Source organism: Enterobacter sp. ku-bf2, assembly GCF_001742765.1.
Classification (GTDB): Bacteria; Pseudomonadota; Gammaproteobacteria; order Enterobacterales; family Enterobacteriaceae; genus Enterobacter; species Enterobacter quasiroggenkampii.
The window spans coordinates 1,438,213-1,459,271 of the sequence record NZ_MDVW01000001.1 but is presented as its reverse complement, the minus strand read 5'-3'; the positions used below and the strand labels follow the sequence as shown (position 1 = coordinate 1,459,271).

The following is a 21,059-nucleotide window of genomic DNA, read 5'->3' as shown; positions in this document are numbered from 1 at the left end:
ATGGGAAGTGGATGGTATGAATGGCCGCTGATGATCTTCACGGTCTTTGGTCAGTGCGTGGCGGGCGGCTTCATTGTTCTCGCGCTGGCGTTGTTGAAAGGTCAGCTCAATGCTGAACAGCAGCAGCGTTTAGTGTTGAGCATGTTTGGCCTGTGGGTGCTAATGGGGATTGGCTTTATCGCCTCAACGCTGCACCTGGGCTCGCCGATGCGCGCGTTTAACTCTCTGAACCGCGTGGTGGCCTCATCACTGAGTAACGAGATTGCCAGTGGCGCAATTTTCTTTGCCGTCGGTGGGCTAGGCTGGCTGCTGGCCGCTATGAAGAAGTTGCCTGCGGGTCTGCGCAGCCTGTGGCTGATCCTGACCATGGTGCTGGGCGTGGTGTTCGTGTGGATGATGGTGCGTGTCTATAACACCATTGATACCGTCCCCACCTGGTACAGCGTCTGGACGCCAATGAGCTTCTTCCTGACGATGTTTATCGGCGGGCCGCTGCTGGGCTACCTGCTGCTGCGCGTGGCGGGTGTCGACGGATGGGCTATGCGTTTGCTGCCCGCTGTTTCGCTTCTGGCGCTGGTAGTGAGTGCGATGGTCGCTCTGATGCAGGGTTCTGAACTGGCAACCATTCACAGCTCTATCCAGCAGGCCTCTGCCCTGGTGCCGGACTACGGTGCGCTGATGGCCTGGCGTATCGTCCTGCTGGTCGCTGCGCTGGTATTCTGGATTGCTCCTCAGCTTAAAGGCTATCAACCTGCGCTGCCGCTGTTGTCACTGGCTTTTGTGCTGGTACTGGCGGGTGAACTGATTGGTCGCGGCGTGTTCTACGGGTTGCATATGACTGTAGGTATGGCTATCGCCAGTTAATGTTGTATTTGGTTATATCAAGCCGGGCCTGAGTGCCCGGCTTTTTCTTTTTTCGATCATGAAATTTTTCGACTGTCGTGTTGTTTTAATTTTGCCCATTAATAAATGAAAACAGAGACATAATTAATATCTATAGCAGGCGTGGCATTAGCAGGATAAGTTTTTTAAATCGACAGGGAACATATTGTGCGAGGCGGCTAAATCAGTGGATTGACTTTGTTTTTGCCAGTGGCATGATGCGCACGAAATCTGAACTTCCTCACGGCTTTTTAATCCATGACCACCTATACCCGGCCAGTGCTGCTGTTGCTCTGTGGCCTGCTTCTGTTGACCCTGGCGATCGCAGTGTTAAATACGCTCGTCCCGCTGTGGCTCGCCCATGAAAACTTACCGACCTGGCAGGTGGGTATGGTCAGCTCATCCTTTTTTACCGGGAACCTGCTGGGGACGCTGGTGACCGGGAGCCTGATCAAGCGCTTTGGCTTTAACCGCAGCTATTATCTGGCTTCGCTGATTTTCGCCGCCGGATGTGCGGGGCTGGGCCTGATGGTCGGCTTCTGGAGCTGGATGGCATGGCGCTTTTTCGCCGGTGTCGGCTGCGCGATGATTTGGGTGGTCGTTGAAAGTGCGCTGATGTGCAGCGGCACCTCCCGCAACCGCGGTCGCCTGCTGGCTGCCTACATGATGGTTTATTACGTCGGCACCGTGCTGGGACAACTGATGGTAAGCAAGCTGCCAACCGACCTGATGAGCGTTCTGCCGTGGGTGACCGGTATGGTGCTGGCCGCGATCCTGCCGCTGCTCTTTACGCGCATTGTGAACCAGAACAGCGAACACCAGGAAGCAACCCACGTCTGGCCAATGCTGAGACTGCGTCAGGCGCGTCTGGGCGTTAACGGCTGCATTATCTCGGGGATTGTACTGGGCTCGCTCTATGGCCTGATGCCACTCTATCTGAACCATCAGGGCGTCAGCGACTCCGGAATTGGCTTCTGGATGGCGGTGATGGTGAGTGCGGGTATTGTGGGGCAGTGGCCAATTGGCCGTCTGGCTGATCGCTTTGGCCGTCTGCTGGTGCTGCGCGTTCAGGTCTTCGTGGTGATCATGGGCTGTCTTGCCATGCTCAGCAACGCTGCGATGGCGCCTGCGCTGTTCATTCTCGGGGCTGCTGGCTTTACGCTCTATCCCGTCGCGATGGCCTGGGCCTGTGAGAAAGTTGAGCATCACCAGCTGGTGGCAATGAACCAGGCGCTGTTACTGAGCTATACCATCGGCAGCCTGTTAGGGCCGACGTTTACCGCGATGCTGATGCAGAATTACTCCGACAATTTACTGTTTATCATGATCGCCAGCGTGTCGTTTATTTATCTGTTAATGCTGCTGCGTAAAGCGGGCGAACATCCAACGCCGGTGGCACATGCCTGATGAATTAAAAGCCTGTCGATGACAGGCTTTTTTGTCCCCATCACAACTCAGAGTTTTACTTATTGTTTGTTTATTGCGCCGGACGATAATTCAGGTGAGTCCTACCACAATAAGGCAGCAATCATGTCTATTCGTCGTTTTTCCACTACCGCACTGGCCGTAGTGTTGTCTTTAACGTTTGCAACGGCTCCGGTCATGGCTAATCCTGGCAACGGGAATGGCAATGGTCACGGAAACGGAGGCGGACAGGGTAACAGCGGCAATCATGGTAACGGGAATTCTGGTAACGCCGGTAACCATGGTAATAAACAAAATAACGGTCAGGATAACCCTGGTAAATCGGATAAGGGCGTTAAAAACAGCAAAGATGTCGGTAATGACGTTGATGCTCGCGTGAGCTTCGATCATGCCCGCCATCTGGCCGTGAATTACGGCTTAACGGGCTATAAGTCTCTGCCTCCGGGGATTGCAAAAAACCTGGCGCGCGGTAAACCACTGCCTCCGGGTATTGCGAAGAAGGCCGTGCCGGCCTCAATGCTGGACCAGCTTCCTTCCTATCCCGGTTATGAATGGCGCGTAGTGGGTGACGACCTGGTCTTAATTGCGCTGAGTACTGCCATTGTGACGTCCGTTATTAACGGCGTCTTTAAATAGAATATAAAAAGGCCCGGTTTTTACCGGGCCTTTTCTTTAATACATCACTTTGTGACCGTACTGTTCAAGAATACCTTTGACGCGTTCCATCGTCTCTTTTTTCGGCGGCTTCACGCCATCAAGCTTGTACTCTTCACCCATGGCCACCCATTTATGTTTACCCAGCTCGTGATAGGGCAGAAGCTCGATTTTCTCGACGTTGCCCATGTCGCGGGTGAATTCCCCCAGGCGGTGCGCGGAGTCGTCGTCATCTGACCAGCCTGGTACCACCACGTAGCGGATCCAGGTTTTGATGCCTTTATCGGCAATGTATTTGGCAAACTCCAGCGTGCGGTGGTTGGAGACGCCCACCAGGTTCTGGTGGATCTCATCGTTCATCTGTTTGAGATCGAGCATCACCAGATCGGTCACCTCGAGCAGTTCATCAATTACCGGATCGTAGCGACGTACAAAGCCATTGGTATCCAGGCAGGTATGAATGCCTTCTTTGTGGCAGGCGCGGAACCAGTCGCGGACAAATTCAGCCTGAAGAATGGCTTCACCGCCGGATGCGGTCACACCGCCACCGGAGGCGTTCATAAAGTGGCGATAGGTCACCACCTCTTTCATCAGATCGTCAACGATGACTTCTTTACCGCCGTGCGTGTCCCAGGTGTCGCGATTATGGCAGTACAGGCAGCGCATCAGGCAGCCCTGGAAAAAGGTGATAAAGCGGATGCCCGGGCCATCGACGGTGCCACAGGATTCAAAGGAGTGAATACGACCAATAGTTGACATTGCGGTGATATCTCCATCATCGGCCCGTCCCGGGCCTGTGTATGCACAGCTCAAAGCCGGCTGTGTTAAGTCTGTTTTGGCTGTTATCCATTCAGTATAGATAGCGGACAAAAGAGACTGAGGTGGAGAGGGTGCTAAAAAGGCCCCACTGACGTGGAGCCTTTATTGTACGCTTGTTAACGCGTGATTTCAGTCAATTCCACTTACATGGACTGAGTGAAAGTACGGGTGATAACGTCCTGCTGCTGTTCTTTAGTCAGGGAGTTAAAACGTACTGCGTAGCCAGATACGCGGATGGTCAGCTGAGGATATTTCTCAGGGTGTTCCATCGCGTCGAGCAGCATTTCACGGTTCATGACGTTCACGTTCAGGTGCTGACCACCTTCGATGGACGCTTCGTGGTGGAAGTAACCATCCATCAGACCCGCGAGGTTAGTTTTACGCACTTCGTCGTCTTTACCCAGCGCGTTTGGCACGATAGAGAAGGTGTAAGAGATACCATCTTTCGCGTAAGCAAACGGCAGTTTAGCAACGGAAGTCAGAGAGGCAACCGCACCTTTCTGGTCACGACCGTGCATTGGGTTTGCACCTGGGCCGAATGGCGCGCCAGCACGACGACCGTCTGGGGTGTTACCGGTTTTCTTACCATACACAACGTTAGAGGTGATGGTCAGAACAGACTGAGTCGGGATAGCGTTACGGTAGGTAGTCAGTTTCTGAATTTTCTTCATGAAACGTTCTACCAGGTCAACCGCCATGTCATCAACGCGAGAGTCGTTGTTACCAAACTGCGGATATTCGCCTTCGATTTCGAAGTCGATAGCCAGACCGTCTTCGTCACGAATTGGTTTAACTTTCGCATATTTGATTGCAGACAGGGAGTCAGCAGCAACGGACAGACCTGCGATACCACACGCCATGGTGCGGATAACGTCACGGTCGTGCAGCGCCATCAGAGAAGCTTCGTAGCTGTACTTGTCGTGCATGTAGTGGATAACGTTCAGCGCAGTGACGTACTGTTTCGCCAGCCAGTCCATGAAGTGATCCATGCGGTCCATCACTTCGTCGAAGTTCAGAACGTCGCCTTTGATCGGCTCAGACTTAGGACCAACCTGCATTTTCAGTTTTTCATCAACGCCGCCGTTGATAGCGTACAGCATGGTTTTCGCCAGGTTTGCACGCGCACCGAAGAACTGCATTTGTTTACCAACAACCATTGGGCTTACGCAGCAAGCGATAGCGTAATCGTCGTTGTTGAAGTCCGGACGCATCAGGTCATCGTTCTCGTACTGCAGAGAAGAGGTGTCGATGGACACTTTAGCGGCGAATTTCTTGAAGTTCAGAGGCAGTTTTTCAGACCACAGAACGGTGATGTTCGGCTCCGGAGAAGGACCCATGGTGTACAGGGTGTTCAGGAAGCGGAAGCTGTTTTTGGTCACCAGAGTACGGCCGTCAACGCCCATACCGCCGATGGATTCAGTTGCCCAGATTGGGTCACCGGAGAACAGCTCATCGTATTCAGGCGTACGCAGGAAGCGAACCATACGCAGTTTCATGACCAGGTGGTCAATCATTTCCTGAGCGTCTTGCTCGGTGATTTTGCCTGCTTTCAGGTCACGTTCGATGTAAGCATCCAGGAAGGTGGATACGCGACCGAAGGACATCGCTGCACCGTTCTGAGACTTAACTGCGGCCAGGTAGCCGAAGTAGGTCCACTGGATAGCTTCCTGAGCGTTGGTAGCCGGACCAGAGATATCGCAGCCGTATTTAGCCGCCATCTCTTTGATCTGACCCAGCGCGCGGTGCTGTTCAGCGATCTCTTCACGCAGACGGATAGTCGCTTCCAGGTTTACGCCGTTTTCCAGATCGGACTGCAGGGAAACAAACTGCGCGTACTTGTCTTTCATCAGGAAGTCGATACCGTACAGCGCAACGCGACGGTAGTCACCGATGATACGGCCACGGCCATACGCATCTGGCAGACCAGTCAGAACGCCAGATTTACGGCAGTTCAGAATGTCTTTGGTGTAAACATCGAATACGCCCTGGTTGTGGGTTTTGCGGTATTCGGTGAAGATTTTTTTCAGCATTGGGTCCAGCTCGCGGTTATACGCTTTGCAGGAACCTTCAACCATTTTAATACCACCGAACGGGATGATTGCGCGTTTCAGTGGTGCTTCAGTCTGCAGACCAACGATTTTCTCAAGGGCTTTGTTGATATAGCCAGCATCGTGAGAAGTGATGGTGGAAGCAACGGAGGTGTCAAAATCAACTGGCGCGTGAGTGCGGTTTTCCAGTTTAACGCCTTCCATTACGCTGTCCCACAGCTTGGTGGTCGCGTCAGTTGCGCCAGCCAGGAAGGATTCGTCACCTTCATACGGGGTATAGTTTTTCTGAATGAAGTCACGTACGTTTACTTCATTCTGCCAGTCACCTTTCGCAAAACCTTCCCAGGCTGTGGCTAACTTTTCATTAAGCTCGGACATGTAACACCTACCTTCTTAAGTGGATTTTTTATTTACTGCCTGAGAAAACCATCAATGATGATCGTCGCCACGCAGGTAAATGACCCAGTATGTCAACCCAACTAACAGACCCCCACCGATAATGTTCCCGATAGTGACAGGGATCAGGTTATCAGTAATGAAATTCATAATAGTCAGGTGAGAGAAACTTTCCGGGGATGAACCAACTGCGGTCCAGAACTCCGGGCTCGCAAAGTCGCGGATAACAATGCCCATTGGGATCATGAACATATTCGCGATACTGTGCTCAAAGCCGCTGGCAACAAACATCGCAACCGGCAGAACCATAATTAAGGCTTTGTCCATCAGGCTACGACCCGAGTAGCTCATCCATACAGCCAGGCAGACCATCAGGTTAGCGAGGATGCCGAGAGCAACGGCTTCGATAAATGTGTGGTGCATTTTGTGGTCGGCGGTTTGCAGGACGTTAAGGCCCCAGCCACCGTTGGCGGTCATGTACTCGCCAGAAAGCCACATCAACAAAACAAAGAGCAGACAGCCAACCAGGTTACCCACGTAAACATTAAGCCAGTTACGTGCCAGCTGACCCCAGGTAATTCTTCCGCTGGCCTTTGCCACGACAATCAGCACCGTTGAGGTGAAGAGGTCGGCGCCGCAAATGACGCAAAGAATCAGACCCAGTGAGAAACAAATGCCGCCAATCAGTTTGGCCATGCCGAAAGGCATTCCGGCAGTACCGGTGGTGGCGGTGATGTAGAAGACGAAAGCGATAGATATGAACACACCAGCCGTGATCGCCAGATAGAACGTCTTCATCGGGTGTTTCGTTGCTTTATAGACACCTGCTTCTTCGGCAACTTTGGCCATCGCAGCAGGGAGTAAAAGATCAAAAGGGTTGTCAGCTTTCACACTAACTCTCTCTTTATTAAGTCGGCGACGAGATACTAACAAAGCATTATAGAAGAGAAATTGATATAGATCATATCTCGCCTGGCTTATAGGCCCGCAGTGTGTATGGATTTACAGCAAATGCGGAGTAAGTGTTTGATTATCCGTATAAAAATAAATTTTAAAAGTTATGAAAAGAGTTGAATTTTTTCGTTCAGCCACCTCTTTATCAGTTAATTAATATGGAGTATTAACCATAAAAAGTAACAGTAAAGCCCAGATCAATATTATTATATTTACCCGTGTTTAACTTTATTATTACAATCAACAATCATTGCCGAAGAAAATAAAAAACGGGGCAATGAAATTGCCCCGTAATATAGCCCAGACGATTGAATACGCCTACTGCTGGTAATGTTATGTGCGCTTATTTTGACCAGTAAGCAGCTTTTGCTTTCTGCAGCTTTTCGTAGGCCTTCAGCAGTGACTGATGCGCCGGGAAGGCTTTCAGATCGCTATCAACAGCCTGCAGGCCATAGAACGGCGCTTCGCCGCTCAGGGCCGCGCTGGCTGCTTCAACGGCCTCAGCCCCGTACATACGCACGAAAGCATTCAGGTATTGCAGCGGTTCGCGATCCTCTTCCTGTGCAAGCAGCAGCAGGGTTTGCAGGCAACGGTAATAATTGGTGCGCTCGGCAGAGAAGACCGACTGGTTGAACTCCATGGTCCACTCGGTCCAGGCCAGGGCCTGATCCAGATCGCCACCCGCAAGTGCCAGCATTGCTTTCAGTTCACCGATACGCAGGGTATACCAGCCGTTATCTTTACCGGTCGCCAGACCCAGGAGTTCGCGTACGCGGGTGAAGTCATCGTGGCCTTCTTCGTCCAGTTGGGCGATCAGGTTCAGATAATCTTCTTTCTCCCATTCACTGCCCGGCAGAGCCAGCAGCGTTTCGCGCAGATGGGCGCCCATGCTGTTGTTTGCCAGCCACAGGTCTTCCGCTGGATAGATATCAGACATGCCAGGCACGATGATGCGGCACGCGTAAACGCCCAGGTGCTCGTAGTCGGCAATGTACACTTCCTGGTCTTCCGCGTTGAAGATCGCCATCAGCGTGGCGAACTCTTCTTCCGTGGTACCGGCGAAGCTCCAGTCCACGAACGGATAGTCCGCGTCCTGCTTGAACATATCCCAGGAAATTAAGCCGCTGGAATCGATGAAGTGGGTTTCGAGGTTGGTATGCTCGGCCACTTCTTCATCGTCAAACGTTGGCGGCGTAAACACGTCGAGATCTTTCAGGCTACGGCCCTGCAGCAGCTCAGTGACGGTACGCTCCAGCGCCACGCCGAAGTCCGGGTGCGCGCCGAAGGAGGCGAAGCAGGTACCGTTGGTCGGGTTAAACAGCACGACGCAGATCACCGGATACTTGCCGCCCAGCGAGCCGTCATACGCGAAGATTGGGAAACCTTCTGCTTCCAGTTTGGCGATGGATTCCACCACGCCCGGGTAGCGCGCCAGCACGTCTGCCGGAATTTCAGGCAGGCTGATGGATTCGGCAATAATGCGGTTTTTGATGTGGCGCTCGAAGACTTCAGACAGACCCTGTACGCGCGCTTCATTGCGGGTGTTACCGGCGGACATGCCGTTAGACACATACAGGTTGCCGACGATGTTCATCGGGATATAGACGGTCTGCTCGTCAGACTGACGGGTAAAGGGCAGGGCGCAAATACCGCGATCGTCGTTTCCGGACTGCAGATCGATCAGCATGCTGGCGGTCAGTTCGTTTTCCGGATCGTAGAAAGCGCGCAGACGCGCGTCGAGAATACCTTCCGGCAATTCGTCATCTTCCGTCAGTGGGAACCACTTTTCGTTCGGATAGTGAACGAACGGGCCGTTGGCGATGGTTTCGCCCAGCCAGAAGTCAGCGAAGAAATAGTTGGTGGACAGACGCTCAAAATACTCACCCAGCGCGGAGGCCAGTGCCGCTTTTTTCGTCGCGCCTTTACCGTTGGTAAAGCACAGGGCACAGTCTTTATCGCGAATATGCACGGACCAGACATGAGGCACCGGATTGAGCCAGGAGGCTTCTTCGATGTTAAAACCCAGGTCGGTCAGTTTCTGCTGGAAGCGAGCGATGGAATCTTCCAGAGCGGCGTCTTTGCCGGGGATAAACGTTTGAGTCATGGCGTTCACTTTTATCGTACGTAAAGCGCGCAATGATACGGGTTTTGCGTGACGGGTGCTATCTTCGGCGAAAATAAATGCCTGAGCTATGCTTACACTCAGTAACCTACTGTTAAGGCATAGAAAAATGAAAGCGTTTGATCTCCAGCGGATGGCGTTTGATAAAGTCCCTCCAGAGTTTTTAGGCGAAGTCGCGCTTCGCAGCCTGTATACCTTCGTCCTCGTGTTCCTGTTTCTCAAAATCACGGGCCGCCGTGGCGTAAGGCAGATGTCGCTCTTTGAAGTATTGATTATCCTGACGCTGGGGTCCGCGGCGGGGGATGTCGCCTTCTATGATGATGTGCCGATGGTGCCGGTCTTCATCGTTTTTGTCTCCCTGGCGCTGCTTTACCGGCTTGTCATGTGGCTGATGTCGAAAAGTGAAAAGCTGGAAGATCTGCTTGAAGGGAAGCCGGTCGTTATCGTCGAGGACGGTCAGTTGGCCTGGGAAAACGTTCAGAGCGCCAATATGACCGAGTTTGAGTTCTTTATGGAGCTACGCCTCAACAGCGTGGAACAGCTCGGGCAGGTGCGTCTGGCGATCATGGAAACCAACGGGCAGATTAGCGTCTATTACTATTCTGACGATGAGGTGAGGCCGGGATTGTGCATCCTGCCGGATATGCTGATCGAGCGTTTCAGAACCATACCTGAGTCAGGCGAGTATGCCTGCGTGAGATGTAGCCATGTTGTCGCGATGCAGCCGGGGGATCGTCAATTATGCCCCCGCTGTGCAAATCCGGAATGGACGAAGGTTAGCCGGGCTAAACGCATCACCTGACAGCCATTTTGTCGGTTTTGTCCTGGCGAGGCGGCAGATTGTTTTGTGTGACGTGGGGCACATTTCACGGGTCATAAGTTTTAGACATTGCGGCGCGTGTCACTGAATGATAAAACCGATATCCACAGTTATAACTTATGGCTTTTAGCGTGGTGAGGGGAAATGGCTCAAGTCTTTAATTTCAGTTCAGGTCCGGCAATGTTACCGGCAGACGTGCTTAAACAGGCTCAACAGGAACTTTGTGACTGGAACGGTCTGGGAACGTCGGTGATGGAAATCAGCCACCGGGGTAAAGAGTTTATTCAGGTGGCGGAAGAGGCAGAAAAGGATTTTCGCGATCTGCTGAATATTCCCTCGAACTACAAAGTATTGTTCTGTCACGGCGGCGGGCGCGGCCAGTTTGCGGGCGTACCGCTGAACATCCTGGGCGATAAAACGACGGCAGACTACGTTGACGCAGGCTACTGGGCGGCCAGTGCGGTGAAAGAAGCGCACAAATACTGCACGCCGAATGTGATCGACGCCAAAGTGACTGTTGACGGCCTGCGCGCCGTGAAGCCAATGAGCGAGTGGCAGCTTTCTGATAACGCCGCGTATCTGCACTACTGCCCGAACGAAACCATTGACGGCATTGCCATCGACGAGACGCCAAACTTCGGCAGCGATGTCGTGGTTGCCGCTGACTTCTCCTCCACCATTCTGTCTGCGCCAATTGACGTCAGCCGTTATGGCGTGATCTACGCGGGCGCACAGAAAAATATCGGCCCTGCAGGCCTGACGATTGTTATCGTGCGTGAAGATCTGCTGGGTAAAGCGCATACATCCTGCCCGTCGATTCTTGATTACACCGTGCTGAACGACAACGATTCTATGTTCAACACCCCACCGACGTTTGCCTGGTACCTCTCCGGCCTGGTCTTCAAATGGCTGAAGCAAAACGGCGGCGTGGCGCAGATGGACAAAGTGAATCAGCAGAAAGCCGAACTGCTGTATGGCGTGATCGACAAGAGCGATTTCTACCGCAACGATGTGGCGAAAGCTAACCGTTCCCGCATGAACGTGCCGTTCCAGCTGGCGGACAGCAACCTGGATAAAGTGTTCCTGGAAGAGTCCTTCGCGGCAGGCCTGCACGCGCTCAAAGGTCACCGTGTCGTGGGCGGCATGCGTGCCTCCATCTATAACGCGATGCCGCTGGAAGGCGTTAAAGCTCTGACCGATTTCATGATCGACTTCGAACGTCGCCACGGTTAATTGCGCTGTTTTCACCCCCGTAGCCCTGCTGCGGGGTTTTTATTATGTTGAGTTGAGAGTTAAGTTTTCATGGAATCCCTGACGTTACAACCTATCGCGCGGGTAGATGGCACCATTAATCTGCCTGGTTCAAAAAGTGTCTCGAACCGCGCTCTGCTGCTGGCAGCACTGGCAAACGGCACCACCGTCCTTACAAACCTGCTGGACAGCGATGACGTGCGCCATATGCTCAATGCGCTGAAAGCGTTGGGCGTTCATTACACTCTCTCCGACGATCGCACCCGCTGCGAAGTGACCGGCAACGGCGGCGCGCTGCAGACGGGTGAAGAGCTTGAGCTGTTTCTGGGCAACGCGGGTACCGCGATGCGTCCGCTGGCGGCGGCTCTGTGTCTTGGGCGCAACAACATTGTGCTGACCGGTGAGCCGCGCATGAAAGAGCGTCCGATTGGTCATCTGGTGGATGCCCTGCGTCAGGGCGGCGCGCAGATTGAGTATCTGGAGCAGGAAAATTATCCGCCACTGCGTCTGCGCGGGGGCTTTACCGGCGGTCACGTCGAGGTTGACGGCAGCGTTTCCAGCCAGTTCCTGACCGCGCTGCTGATGGCCGCGCCGCTGGCACCGCAGGATACGGTAATTACGATTAAAGGCGAGCTAGTCTCCAAACCGTATATCGATATCACGCTGCATCTGATGAAAACCTTCGGCGTCGAGGTGGAAAACCAGTCTTATCAGCGCTTCGTAGTACGTGGGGCGCAGCAGTACCAGTCTCCGGGCAGCTATCTTGTTGAAGGCGACGCCTCGTCGGCTTCCTACTTCCTGGCGGCGGGCGCGATCAAAGGCGGTACCGTGAAGGTGACCGGTATTGGCCGCAACAGCGTGCAGGGCGATATCCGTTTTGCGGACGTGCTGGAGAAAATGGGCGCGGTTGTGACCTGGGGCGATGATTTCATCTCCTGTACCCGCGGCGAGCTGAAGGCCATCGACATGGACATGAACCATATTCCGGATGCGGCGATGACCATTGCCACAGCGGCGCTGTTTGCAAAAGGCACCACCACGCTGCGTAATATCTACAACTGGCGCGTAAAAGAAACCGACCGACTGTTCGCGATGGCGACTGAGCTGCGTAAGGTCGGCGCTGAGGTGGAAGAGGGCGAAGACTACATTCGCGTCACGCCTCCTGCAAAACTGCAGGTTGCCGAGATCGGAACCTACAACGATCACCGTATGGCGATGTGCTTCTCGCTGGTGGCGTTGTCAGACAAGCCTGTCACCATTCTTGATCCAAAATGTACGGCGAAAACGTTCCCGGACTACTTCGAACAGCTGGCACGCATTAGCACGCTGGCCTGATAACGCCTGCCGCATCACCCGATGCGGCATTTCCTTACGCTTCCTGACGAACACTTCCGTTCATTTCTTCTACACTCTGCTTCAATCAATCCGTAATTTGCACGCAAAGGTAACAGTTGCGCACGTTGACGCGTATAATGCGCGGCGTTCATGTAAACGGTATGCCTTATTTAAGGAGAAAAAGATGACGGCAATTGCCCCGGTAATCACCATTGATGGGCCGAGTGGCGCAGGGAAAGGGACTCTGTGCAAAGCGATGGCGGAAGCGTTGCAATGGCATCTTTTAGATTCGGGAGCAATCTATCGCGTGCTGGCTCTGGCTGCGCTGCATCATCATGTGGACGTGGCGTCTGAAGAAGCGCTGGTTCCGCTGGCTGCGCATCTTGATGTGCGTTTCGTGTCGACCGATGGCAACCTGGAAGTCATCCTTGAAGGGGAAGACGTGAGCGGGGAAATTCGTACCCAGGAAGTGGCGAATGCGGCCTCCCAGGTAGCAGCCTTCCCGCGCGTTCGTGAGGCGCTGTTACGTCGTCAGCGCGCGTTTCGTGAAGCACCGGGCTTGATCGCAGACGGACGCGATATGGGAACCGTGGTATTCCCTGATGCACCTGTGAAAATTTTCCTTGACGCCTCTTCGGAAGAACGTGCTCAACGCCGCATGCTTCAGTTGCAGGAAAAGGGGTTTAGTGTTAACTTTGATCGCCTTTTATCCGAGATAAAAGAGCGCGATGACCGCGATCGTAACCGCGCCGTCGCCCCACTTGTTCCAGCAGAAGATGCATTAGTTCTGGATTCAACCAGTTTAACTATTGAGCAAGTGATTGAAAAAGCGCTACAATATGCGCGCCAAAAACTGGCACTCGCGTAATCGCGACCGATTTAGCAGTACCCCCGCTGCAAGGGATTGACGGCGGGTATGTGAAACAACCCCATCCGGCACGGAGCCAGGTGGACGTTAATATTAACCTGAAGATTAAACATGACTGAATCTTTTGCTCAACTGTTTGAAGAATCCTTAAAAGAAATCGAAACCCGCCCGGGTTCCATCGTTCGCGGTGTTGTTGTTGCTATCGACAAAGACGTAGTACTGGTTGACGCCGGTCTGAAATCTGAGTCCGCCATTCCGGCAGAGCAGTTCAAAAACGCCCAGGGCGAGCTGGAAATCCAGGTTGGCGACGAAGTTGACGTTGCTCTGGACGCAGTAGAAGACGGCTTCGGTGAAACCCTGCTTTCTCGTGAGAAAGCGAAACGTCACGAAGCATGGATCACGCTGGAAAAAGCTTACGAAGAAGCTGAAACTGTGGTCGGTGTTATCAACGGCAAAGTTAAAGGTGGCTTCACTGTTGAGCTGAATGGTATTCGTGCGTTCCTGCCAGGTTCTCTGGTAGACGTTCGTCCAGTTCGTGACACTCTGCACCTGGAAGGCAAAGAGCTTGAGTTCAAAGTAATCAAGCTGGACCAGAAGCGTAACAACGTTGTTGTTTCCCGTCGTGCCGTTATCGAATCCGAAAACAGCGCAGAACGCGATCAGCTGCTGGAAAACCTGCAGGAAGGCATGGAAGTCAAAGGTATCGTTAAGAACCTCACTGACTACGGCGCATTCGTTGACCTGGGCGGCGTTGATGGCCTGCTGCACATCACCGACATGGCGTGGAAACGCGTTAAGCACCCAAGCGAAATCGTGAACGTGGGCGACGAAATCACTGTTAAAGTGCTGAAGTTCGACCGTGAGCGTACTCGTGTATCCCTCGGCCTGAAACAGCTGGGCGAAGATCCATGGGTAGCTATCGCTAAGCGTTACCCAGAAGGTACTAAACTGACTGGTCGCGTAACCAACCTGACTGACTACGGCTGCTTCGTTGAAATCGAAGAAGGCGTTGAAGGTCTGGTGCACGTTTCCGAAATGGACTGGACCAACAAAAACATCCACCCATCCAAAGTTGTTAACGTTGGTGATGTAGTGGAAGTGATGGTTCTGGATATCGACGAAGAACGTCGTCGTATCTCCCTGGGCCTGAAGCAGTGCAAAAACAACCCATGGCAGCAGTTCGCGGAAACCCACAACAAGGGTGACCGTGTTGAAGGTAAAATCAAGTCTATCACTGACTTCGGTATCTTCATCGGCCTGGACGGCGGCATCGATGGCCTGGTTCACCTGTCTGACATCTCCTGGAACGTTGCAGGCGAAGAAGCAGTTCGTGAATACAAAAAAGGCGACGAAATCGCTGCAGTTGTTCTGCAGGTTGACGCAGAGCGTGAGCGTATCTCCCTGGGCGTTAAACAGCTCGCAGAAGATCCGTTCAACAACTGGGTTGCACTGAACAAGAAAGGCGCAATCGTAAACGGTAAAGTGACTGCAGTTGACGCTAAAGGCGCAACCGTAGAACTGGCTGACGGCGTTGAAGGTTACCTGCGCGCTTCTGAAGCTTCCCGTGACCGCGTTGAAGATGCCACTCTGGTTCTGAACGTAGGCGACGACGTTGAAGCTAAGTTCACCGGTGTTGACCGTAAGAACCGTGCAATCAGCCTGTCTGTTCGTGCTAAAGACGAAGCTGATGAGAAAGATGCAATCGCAACTGTTAACAAACAGGAAGATGCAAACTTCTCTAACAACGCAATGGCTGAAGCTTTCAAAGCAGCTAAAGGCGAGTAATATCAGGTTCTCAGCATCATGTGCGCTGTAATGCATTTACAGCGCGAAGGATGAGGAGCAAACTTGACAGATTACAGGATTCGTCCTGTAATCAATAACAAAGGGCGGCTACGGCCGCCCTTGTTTAATGAGCTGTTCAGCTAATTGGTTTGAAAGGAACCGGAGGAATCATGACCAAGTCAGAATTGATTGAAAGACTTGCCAGTCAGCAACCGCATATCCCTGCCAAAGCAGTGGAAGATGCCGTAAAAGAGATGCTGGAGCATATGGCCTCCACTCTTGCCCAGGGCGAGCGCATTGAAATCCGCGGTTTCGGTAGTTTTTCTCTGCACTATCGTGCTCCACGTACCGGGCGTAACCCGAAAACTGGCGATAAAGTCGAGCTGGAAGGTAAGTACGTTCCACACTTTAAGCCGGGTAAAGAACTGCGCGATCGCGCCAATATTTACGGCAACTGAGTTTAGCCAGCCGGTTAAACTGGGTTCGAAAGAAAGCACCTGCGGGTGCTTTTTTTGTACCCGTCGCTTTCTTTCTGAAGGTGCCCCGCATTTTCCGTTTCGTTTTCTGCAACCCGTAAAATACCTTGCTGCGCTTGCTGTAAATCGCATCCTTCACACCTGACGACCCGCTCAACCTGCTTGCATACTGCCACCCTGAAACAGGGAGGTAGCAATGGGAATTCCCGCGCTTAGTGTCTGCGCCATGCTGGCGATAGTTCCGTTACTCTGGTTACCTGAATTGCCGTCACCTTACGCCGTGTGGGTCATGGTGGCTGGCGGGATAGTGCTTGCTGCATGGCAAAACCGTCGAGTGAAGTATGCTGGTATCACGCTGTTATTTTGTGCGTGGGGCATTCTGGCCGCGCAAGAGAGCGTCTGGCCGATGCAGCATTTAACAACGGGGGCCGTGCAGGCTGAGGTAGAGCTCACCGCGACCGACGGTGCCACTTTGCATCAGGGAAACATTCGCAGCGTCGATGGCAAGCGCTGGTGGGCCTCCACCGGCGTAACGCTGTATGGCAATTATCTGCCGCAGAAAGCCTGTGCCGGTCAGCGCTGGACCATGACGCTCAGGCTCAGGCCTGCACACGGCGAACTGAACGACGGCGGTTATGATGCTCAGCGCAGCGCTTTTGCCCGACATCAAACATTGAGCGGGCGCTTCACCCGTGCGGAACTCGTCGACGGGCGCTGCAGCCTGCGAGCGCAATATCTGCTGTCGTTGCAAAACCGACTTTCAGCTTATCCATGGGGAGCGGTTATCCTGGGCCTTGGGATGGGGGAACGCCTGGATGTACCGCGGGAAATAAAAGATCTGATGCGGGAAACCGGCACGCTGCATTTGATGGCGATTTCGGGTCTGCATATCGCACTGGCAGCCTCTCTCGTCTGGTTACTTGCACGTGGACTCCAGTTTTTATTACCCAGCCATCGGGTACACTGGCAAATGCCTCTCCTTGCCGGGTTAATCTTTGCTGCTTTCTACGCCTGGCTTACCGGCCTGCAACCGCCTGCGCTGCGGACGGTCATCGCACTTGCTGTGCTTGCCATGTTGCGGATCGCTGGCCGTCAATGGTCGCCCTGGCAGGTATGGGGGTGCTGTATCGCGGCGATACTGTTAAACGATCCGTTAGCCGTACTTTCGCAGAGTCTGGCTTTGTCAGCCTTTGCCGTCGCCGCGCTGATTTTTTGGTTTCAGTGGCTGCCGCTTCCTGACTGGCAGTGGGCAAGACGTATACAGCCGCTAGTGAACCTGATTTATCTGCAGGTCGGCATGTTGCTTCTGCTCATGCCGTTACAGGTTCTGATTTTCCATGGCTTCAGCCTCTCATCCCTGGTCGCGAATCTCTTTGCCGTGCCCCTGGTAACGTTTGTCTCCGTCCCGCTGATCCTGCTCGGTATGCTGCTCCATCTGCTACCGCTGGCAGCGGTTGAAAGTGCCATCTGGTTTGCTGCCGATAAGTCGCTTGCGGGACTCTTCTGGCTACTGATGCGCCTGCCTGATGGCTGGCAGAATGTCGATCAACGCTGGCAAACCATGGCATTACTGCCGTGGTTGATCATCATTGCCTGGCGTTTTCGTGCCTGGAAAACCGTTCCTGCCGTTTGTCTTGCAGGCAGCGTCTTACTGACGTTTCCCGTCTGGCGAGCGGCAAAAAGCGAGAGCTGGACGCTGCATATGCTGGACGTGGGGCAGGGGCTGGCCATGGTTATTGAAAGGCAGGGAAAAGCCATTCTTTATGATACCGGGCTCGCCTGGCCGGACGGAGTCAGCGCGCAGCGGTTAATTATTCCCTGGCTTCGCTGGCATCACCTGCGGCCAGACGGGGTGATTCTCAGTCATGAACACCTCGACCATGCAGGAGGCCTCGTTTCGTTGCAAAAAGCATGGCCGGATATATGGATAAGAAGCCCGTTGCGCAGGACGGGACACCGCCCCTGTTTTCGTGGGCAGAAATGGGAATGGCAGGGGTTAACCTTCACCGTCCACTGGCCCCCTGAAAATTACCCGGCCCAGGGGAATAACCGTTCCTGCGTGGTAAAGGTGGACGACGGGGAGCAAAGTGTTCTGTTAACAGGAGATATTGAAGCGCAAGCGGAACAGGCTATGCTTAGCCATTACTGGCGCTATATGACGTCCACGTTGATACAGGTGCCCCATCATGGCAGCAATACCTCGTCTTCATTGCCGCTGGTACAGCGGGTGGGAGGACAGATTGCCCTGGATTCCGCGGCCCGCTATAACGCATGGCATTTCCCGTCGCCAAAAGTTGTCCGACGCTATCGAAAAGAGGGGTATATCTGGCACGATACCCCTCACTCAGGACAAATATCGGTGACATTCTCGCAACATCACTGGCAAATCCGGCGCTTGCGAGAGCAAATTTTACCACGTTGGTATCATCAGTGGTTTGGCGCGCCCGTCGATAACGGGTAGAATATGCGGCTATTTCAACAATGCTGGTTTTTTGAATGCATAACGACAAAGATCTCTCCACGTGGCAAACGTTCCGCCGACTCTGGCCGATGATTGCCCCTTTTAAAGCAGGCTTGATCGTGGCGGGTGTAGCGTTAATCCTCAACGCAGCCAGCGATACTTTTATGCTATCGCTTCTTAAACCGTTACTGGATGACGGTTTTGGTAAAACGGATCGCTCAGTGCTGCTATGGATGCCTCTGGTGGTTATCGGACTGATGATCTTACGCGGTATCACCAGCTATATCTCAAGCTACTGCATTTCCTGGGTATCCGGGAAAGTGGTGATGACCATGCGCCGTCGACTGTTCAGTCACATGATGGGCATGCCGGTTGCGTTCTTTGACAAGCAGTCAACCGGGACGCTGCTGTCGCGTATTACCTACGACTCCGAGCAGGTTGCTTCTTCCTCTTCCAGCGCGCTGATTACCGTTGTGCGCGAGGGCGCGTCGATCATCGGCCTGTTCGTGATGATGTTCTACTACAGCTGGCAGCTGTCGCTTATCCTTATCGTTCTGGCACCGGTGGTTTCCATTGCTATCCGCGTCGTGTCAAAGCGCTTCCGCAATATCAGTAAGAATATGCAGAACACGATGGGGCAGGTGACCACCAGCGCAGAGCAGATGCTGAAAGGGCATAAAGAAGTGCTGATTTTTGGTGGTCAGGACGTCGAAACCAAACGCTTTGATAAAGTCAGCAACAAAATGCGTCTGCAGGGGATGAAAATGGTCTCGGCCTCTTCCATCTCTGACCCGATTATTCAGCTGATTGCCTCGCTGGCACTGGCGTTCGTCCTGTATGCAGCAAGCTTCCCGAGCGTCATGGAGACGCTGACGGCGGGTACCATTACCGTGGTCTTCTCCTCAATGATTGCCCTGATGCGTCCGCTGAAGTCACTGACGAACGTGAATGCCCAGTTCCAGCGTGGGATGGCCGCCTGCCAGACCCTGTTTAGCATTCTGGATTCCGAGCAGGAAAAAGATGAAGGCAAACGCGTCATTGAGCGCGCGAACGGCGACGTTGAGTTCCGCAATGTGACCTTTACCTATCCTGGCCGCGAAACACCGGCTCTGCGCAATATCAACCTGACCATTCCGGCGGGGAAAACCGTTGCGCTGGTAGGCCGTTCTGGCTCGGGGAAATCGACCATTGCCAGCCTGATCACCCGTTTCTACGACATTGACGAAGGTGAAATTCTGTTAGACGGCCACGACCTGCGGGAGTATACCCTGCAGTCGCTGCGTAATCAGGTAGCGCTGGTCTCTCAGAACGTGCACCTGTTCAACGATACCGTGGCAAACAATATTGCCTATGCGCGTACTGAAGAGTACAGCCGCGAGCAGATTGAGAACGCCGCGCGTATGGCTTACGCGATGGACTTTATCAACAAGATGGATAACGGTCTGGATACCATCATCGGTGAGAACGGCGTACTGCTCTCCGGTGGGCAGCGTCAGCGTATCGCCATTGCCCGTGCGCTGTTGCGCGACAGCCCGATCCTGATCCTGGACGAAGCGACCTCTGCGCTGGATACGGAATCTGAACGCGCGATTCAGTCCGCGCTGGATGAGCTGCAAAAGAACCGTACCTCGCTGGTGATTGCGCACCGTCTGTCGACTATCGAGCAGGCTGATGAAATCGTCGTGGTTGAGGACGGTATCATTGTTGAGCGTGGAAGCCATGCTGACCTGCTGGAACACCGCGGCGTTTACGCTCAGCTTCATAAGATGCAGTTCGGCGAATGATTGCACGCATCTGGTCCGGTGAATCCCCGCTGTGGCTGCTGCTTTTGCCGCTCTCCTGGCTCTACGGCCTGGTGAGCGGCATCATCCGCCTGCTTTATCGTCTGGGGGTGAAGCGGGCCTGGCGCGCGCCGGTGCCGGTTGTGGTTGTCGGTAATCTTACGGCGGGCGGCAACGGCAAAACGCCGGTGGTGATCTGGCTGGTAGAGCAGTTACAAAAACGCGGTATACGCCCGGGCGTGGTATCGCGCGGATATGGTGGTCAAGCGTCGCATTACCCGCTGTTGCTGACGGCGGAAACCACGACGGCTGAAGCGGGTGATGAACCGGTATTGATTTTCCAGCGTACCGGCGTACCGGTCGCGGTTTCCCCGGTGCGCAGCGATGCCGTACAGGCACTGCTTGCCGAACACGCGGTACAAATCATCATCACTGACGATGGTCTGCAGCATTACGCCCTGGCGCGTGATAAAGAGATTGTGGTCATCGACGGCGTTCGCCGTTTTGGTAACGGCTGGTGGTTACCTGCCGGGCCCATGCGCGAACGCGCTTCACGTCTGAAATCCGTTGATGCGGTGATCGTGAACGGGGGGGAGGCGAAAACGGGTGAAATCCCGATGCACCTGCAGCCGGGTCTGGCAATCAACCTGGTGACGGGGGAACGCCGGTCGGTTTCAGAGTTGCCTTCACTGGTAGCGATGGCGGGCATTGGTCATCCGCCGCGCTTCTTCGCGACGCTGGAACAGTGTGGTGCCCGGCTGGAAAAACGCGTTCCGCTGGCCGACCATCAGGCGCTGGTGGAAGGGCAGGTAGACGCCCTGACCGCACCCGGGCAGTCGCTGATCATGACCGAAAAAGATGCGGTGAAATGCCGCGCCTTTGCGAAAGATAACTGGTGGTATCTGCCGGTTGACGCCGAACTCAGCGGTGAGCAGCCGGAACATTTGCTCAAGGAACTGATTGCGTTGGTGCACTAAAGGCT

The 21,059-nt window shown here is 53.8% G+C and carries 16 protein-coding genes; 12 read left to right on the top strand and 4 right to left on the bottom strand.

What is annotated here, in order from left to right:
• The 3 genes from BFG58_RS07000 (at position 1) to BFG58_RS06990 (ending at position 2,943) form a co-directional block, all read left to right on the top strand.
• Entirely contained in the window at positions 1-864 is an 864-nt protein-coding gene (locus BFG58_RS07000) for a dimethyl sulfoxide reductase anchor subunit family protein (protein ID WP_069719508.1), read from the top strand.
• Positions 865-1,140: 276 nt separating this feature from the next.
• Positions 1,141-2,289, top strand: coding sequence for an MFS transporter (locus BFG58_RS06995; RefSeq protein WP_069719507.1), 1,149 nt, complete (start codon positions 1,141-1,143; stop codon positions 2,287-2,289).
• Positions 2,290-2,412: 123 nt separating this feature from the next.
• Positions 2,413-2,943, top strand: coding sequence for an anti-virulence regulator CigR family protein (locus BFG58_RS06990; RefSeq protein WP_024907800.1), 531 nt, complete (start codon positions 2,413-2,415; stop codon positions 2,941-2,943).
• A 36-nt stretch (positions 2,944-2,979) separates the two neighbouring features.
• On the opposite strand, the gene pflA is transcribed toward BFG58_RS06990, so the two are convergent.
• From pflA to ycaO, 4 genes are all read right to left on the bottom strand, one after another.
• Complete coding sequence (gene pflA, locus BFG58_RS06985) at positions 2,980-3,720, bottom strand: pyruvate formate lyase 1-activating protein (RefSeq protein ID WP_069719506.1); 741 nt, start codon at positions 3,718-3,720, stop codon at positions 2,980-2,982.
• A gap of 203 nt (positions 3,721-3,923) precedes the next feature.
• Positions 3,924-6,206 carry a formate C-acetyltransferase gene (pflB, locus tag BFG58_RS06980; RefSeq protein WP_023310992.1) on the bottom strand — a complete coding sequence of 761 codons (2,283 nt, stop codon included), beginning with the start codon at positions 6,204-6,206 and terminating at the stop codon, positions 3,924-3,926.
• Positions 6,207-6,257: 51 nt separating this feature from the next.
• Positions 6,258-7,115, bottom strand: a complete 858-nt coding sequence (gene focA, locus BFG58_RS06975; RefSeq protein ID WP_008499974.1) for a formate transporter FocA — start codon at positions 7,113-7,115, stop codon at positions 6,258-6,260.
• Positions 7,116-7,521: 406 nt separating this feature from the next.
• Positions 7,522-9,282, bottom strand: a complete 1,761-nt coding sequence (gene ycaO / locus BFG58_RS06970) for a 30S ribosomal protein S12 methylthiotransferase accessory factor YcaO (protein ID WP_045417297.1) — start codon at positions 9,280-9,282, stop codon at positions 7,522-7,524.
• Positions 9,283-9,409: 127 nt separating this feature from the next.
• On the opposite strand from ycaO, the gene BFG58_RS06965 reads away from it, so the two are divergent.
• From BFG58_RS06965 to lpxK, 9 genes are all read left to right on the top strand, one after another.
• Positions 9,410-10,102 carry a DUF421 domain-containing protein gene (locus BFG58_RS06965; protein WP_069719505.1) on the top strand — a complete coding sequence of 231 codons (693 nt, stop codon included), beginning with the start codon at positions 9,410-9,412 and terminating at the stop codon, positions 10,100-10,102.
• Positions 10,103-10,264: 162 nt separating this feature from the next.
• Positions 10,265-11,353, top strand: a complete 1,089-nt coding sequence (gene serC, locus BFG58_RS06960) for a 3-phosphoserine/phosphohydroxythreonine transaminase (RefSeq protein ID WP_045908388.1) — start codon at positions 10,265-10,267, stop codon at positions 11,351-11,353.
• 69 nt (positions 11,354-11,422) lie between these two features.
• Positions 11,423-12,706: a 3-phosphoshikimate 1-carboxyvinyltransferase gene (aroA, locus tag BFG58_RS06955; protein WP_069719504.1), complete on the top strand. Its 1,284-nt coding sequence runs from the start codon at positions 11,423-11,425 to the stop codon at positions 12,704-12,706.
• Positions 12,707-12,890: 184 nt separating this feature from the next.
• Positions 12,891-13,574: a (d)CMP kinase gene (gene cmk / locus BFG58_RS06950; protein WP_024907794.1), complete on the top strand. Its 684-nt coding sequence runs from the start codon at positions 12,891-12,893 to the stop codon at positions 13,572-13,574.
• A gap of 111 nt (positions 13,575-13,685) precedes the next feature.
• The gene (gene rpsA / locus BFG58_RS06945; protein ID WP_008499966.1) at positions 13,686-15,359 is read left to right on the top strand and encodes a 30S ribosomal protein S1; all 1,674 of its coding nucleotides are present in this window, start codon (positions 13,686-13,688) and stop codon (positions 15,357-15,359) included.
• 170 nt (positions 15,360-15,529) lie between these two features.
• Positions 15,530-15,817: an integration host factor subunit beta gene (ihfB, locus tag BFG58_RS06940; protein ID WP_008499965.1), complete on the top strand. Its 288-nt coding sequence runs from the start codon at positions 15,530-15,532 to the stop codon at positions 15,815-15,817.
• Positions 15,818-16,031: 214 nt separating this feature from the next.
• Positions 16,032-18,296 carry a ComEC family protein gene (locus BFG58_RS06935; RefSeq protein ID WP_069719503.1) on the top strand — a complete coding sequence of 755 codons (2,265 nt, stop codon included), beginning with the start codon at positions 16,032-16,034 and terminating at the stop codon, positions 18,294-18,296.
• 35 nt (positions 18,297-18,331) lie between these two features.
• Positions 18,332-20,080, top strand: coding sequence for a lipid A ABC transporter ATP-binding protein/permease MsbA (gene msbA, locus BFG58_RS06930; RefSeq protein ID WP_045908385.1), 1,749 nt, complete (start codon positions 18,332-18,334; stop codon positions 20,078-20,080).
• On the top strand, positions 20,077-21,054 hold the full coding sequence (gene lpxK / locus BFG58_RS06925; protein WP_045908384.1) for a tetraacyldisaccharide 4'-kinase: 978 nt from the start codon (positions 20,077-20,079) through the stop codon (positions 21,052-21,054). Before msbA ends, lpxK begins: the two co-directional genes overlap by 4 nt.
• Positions 21,055-21,059 lie beyond the last annotated feature (5 nt).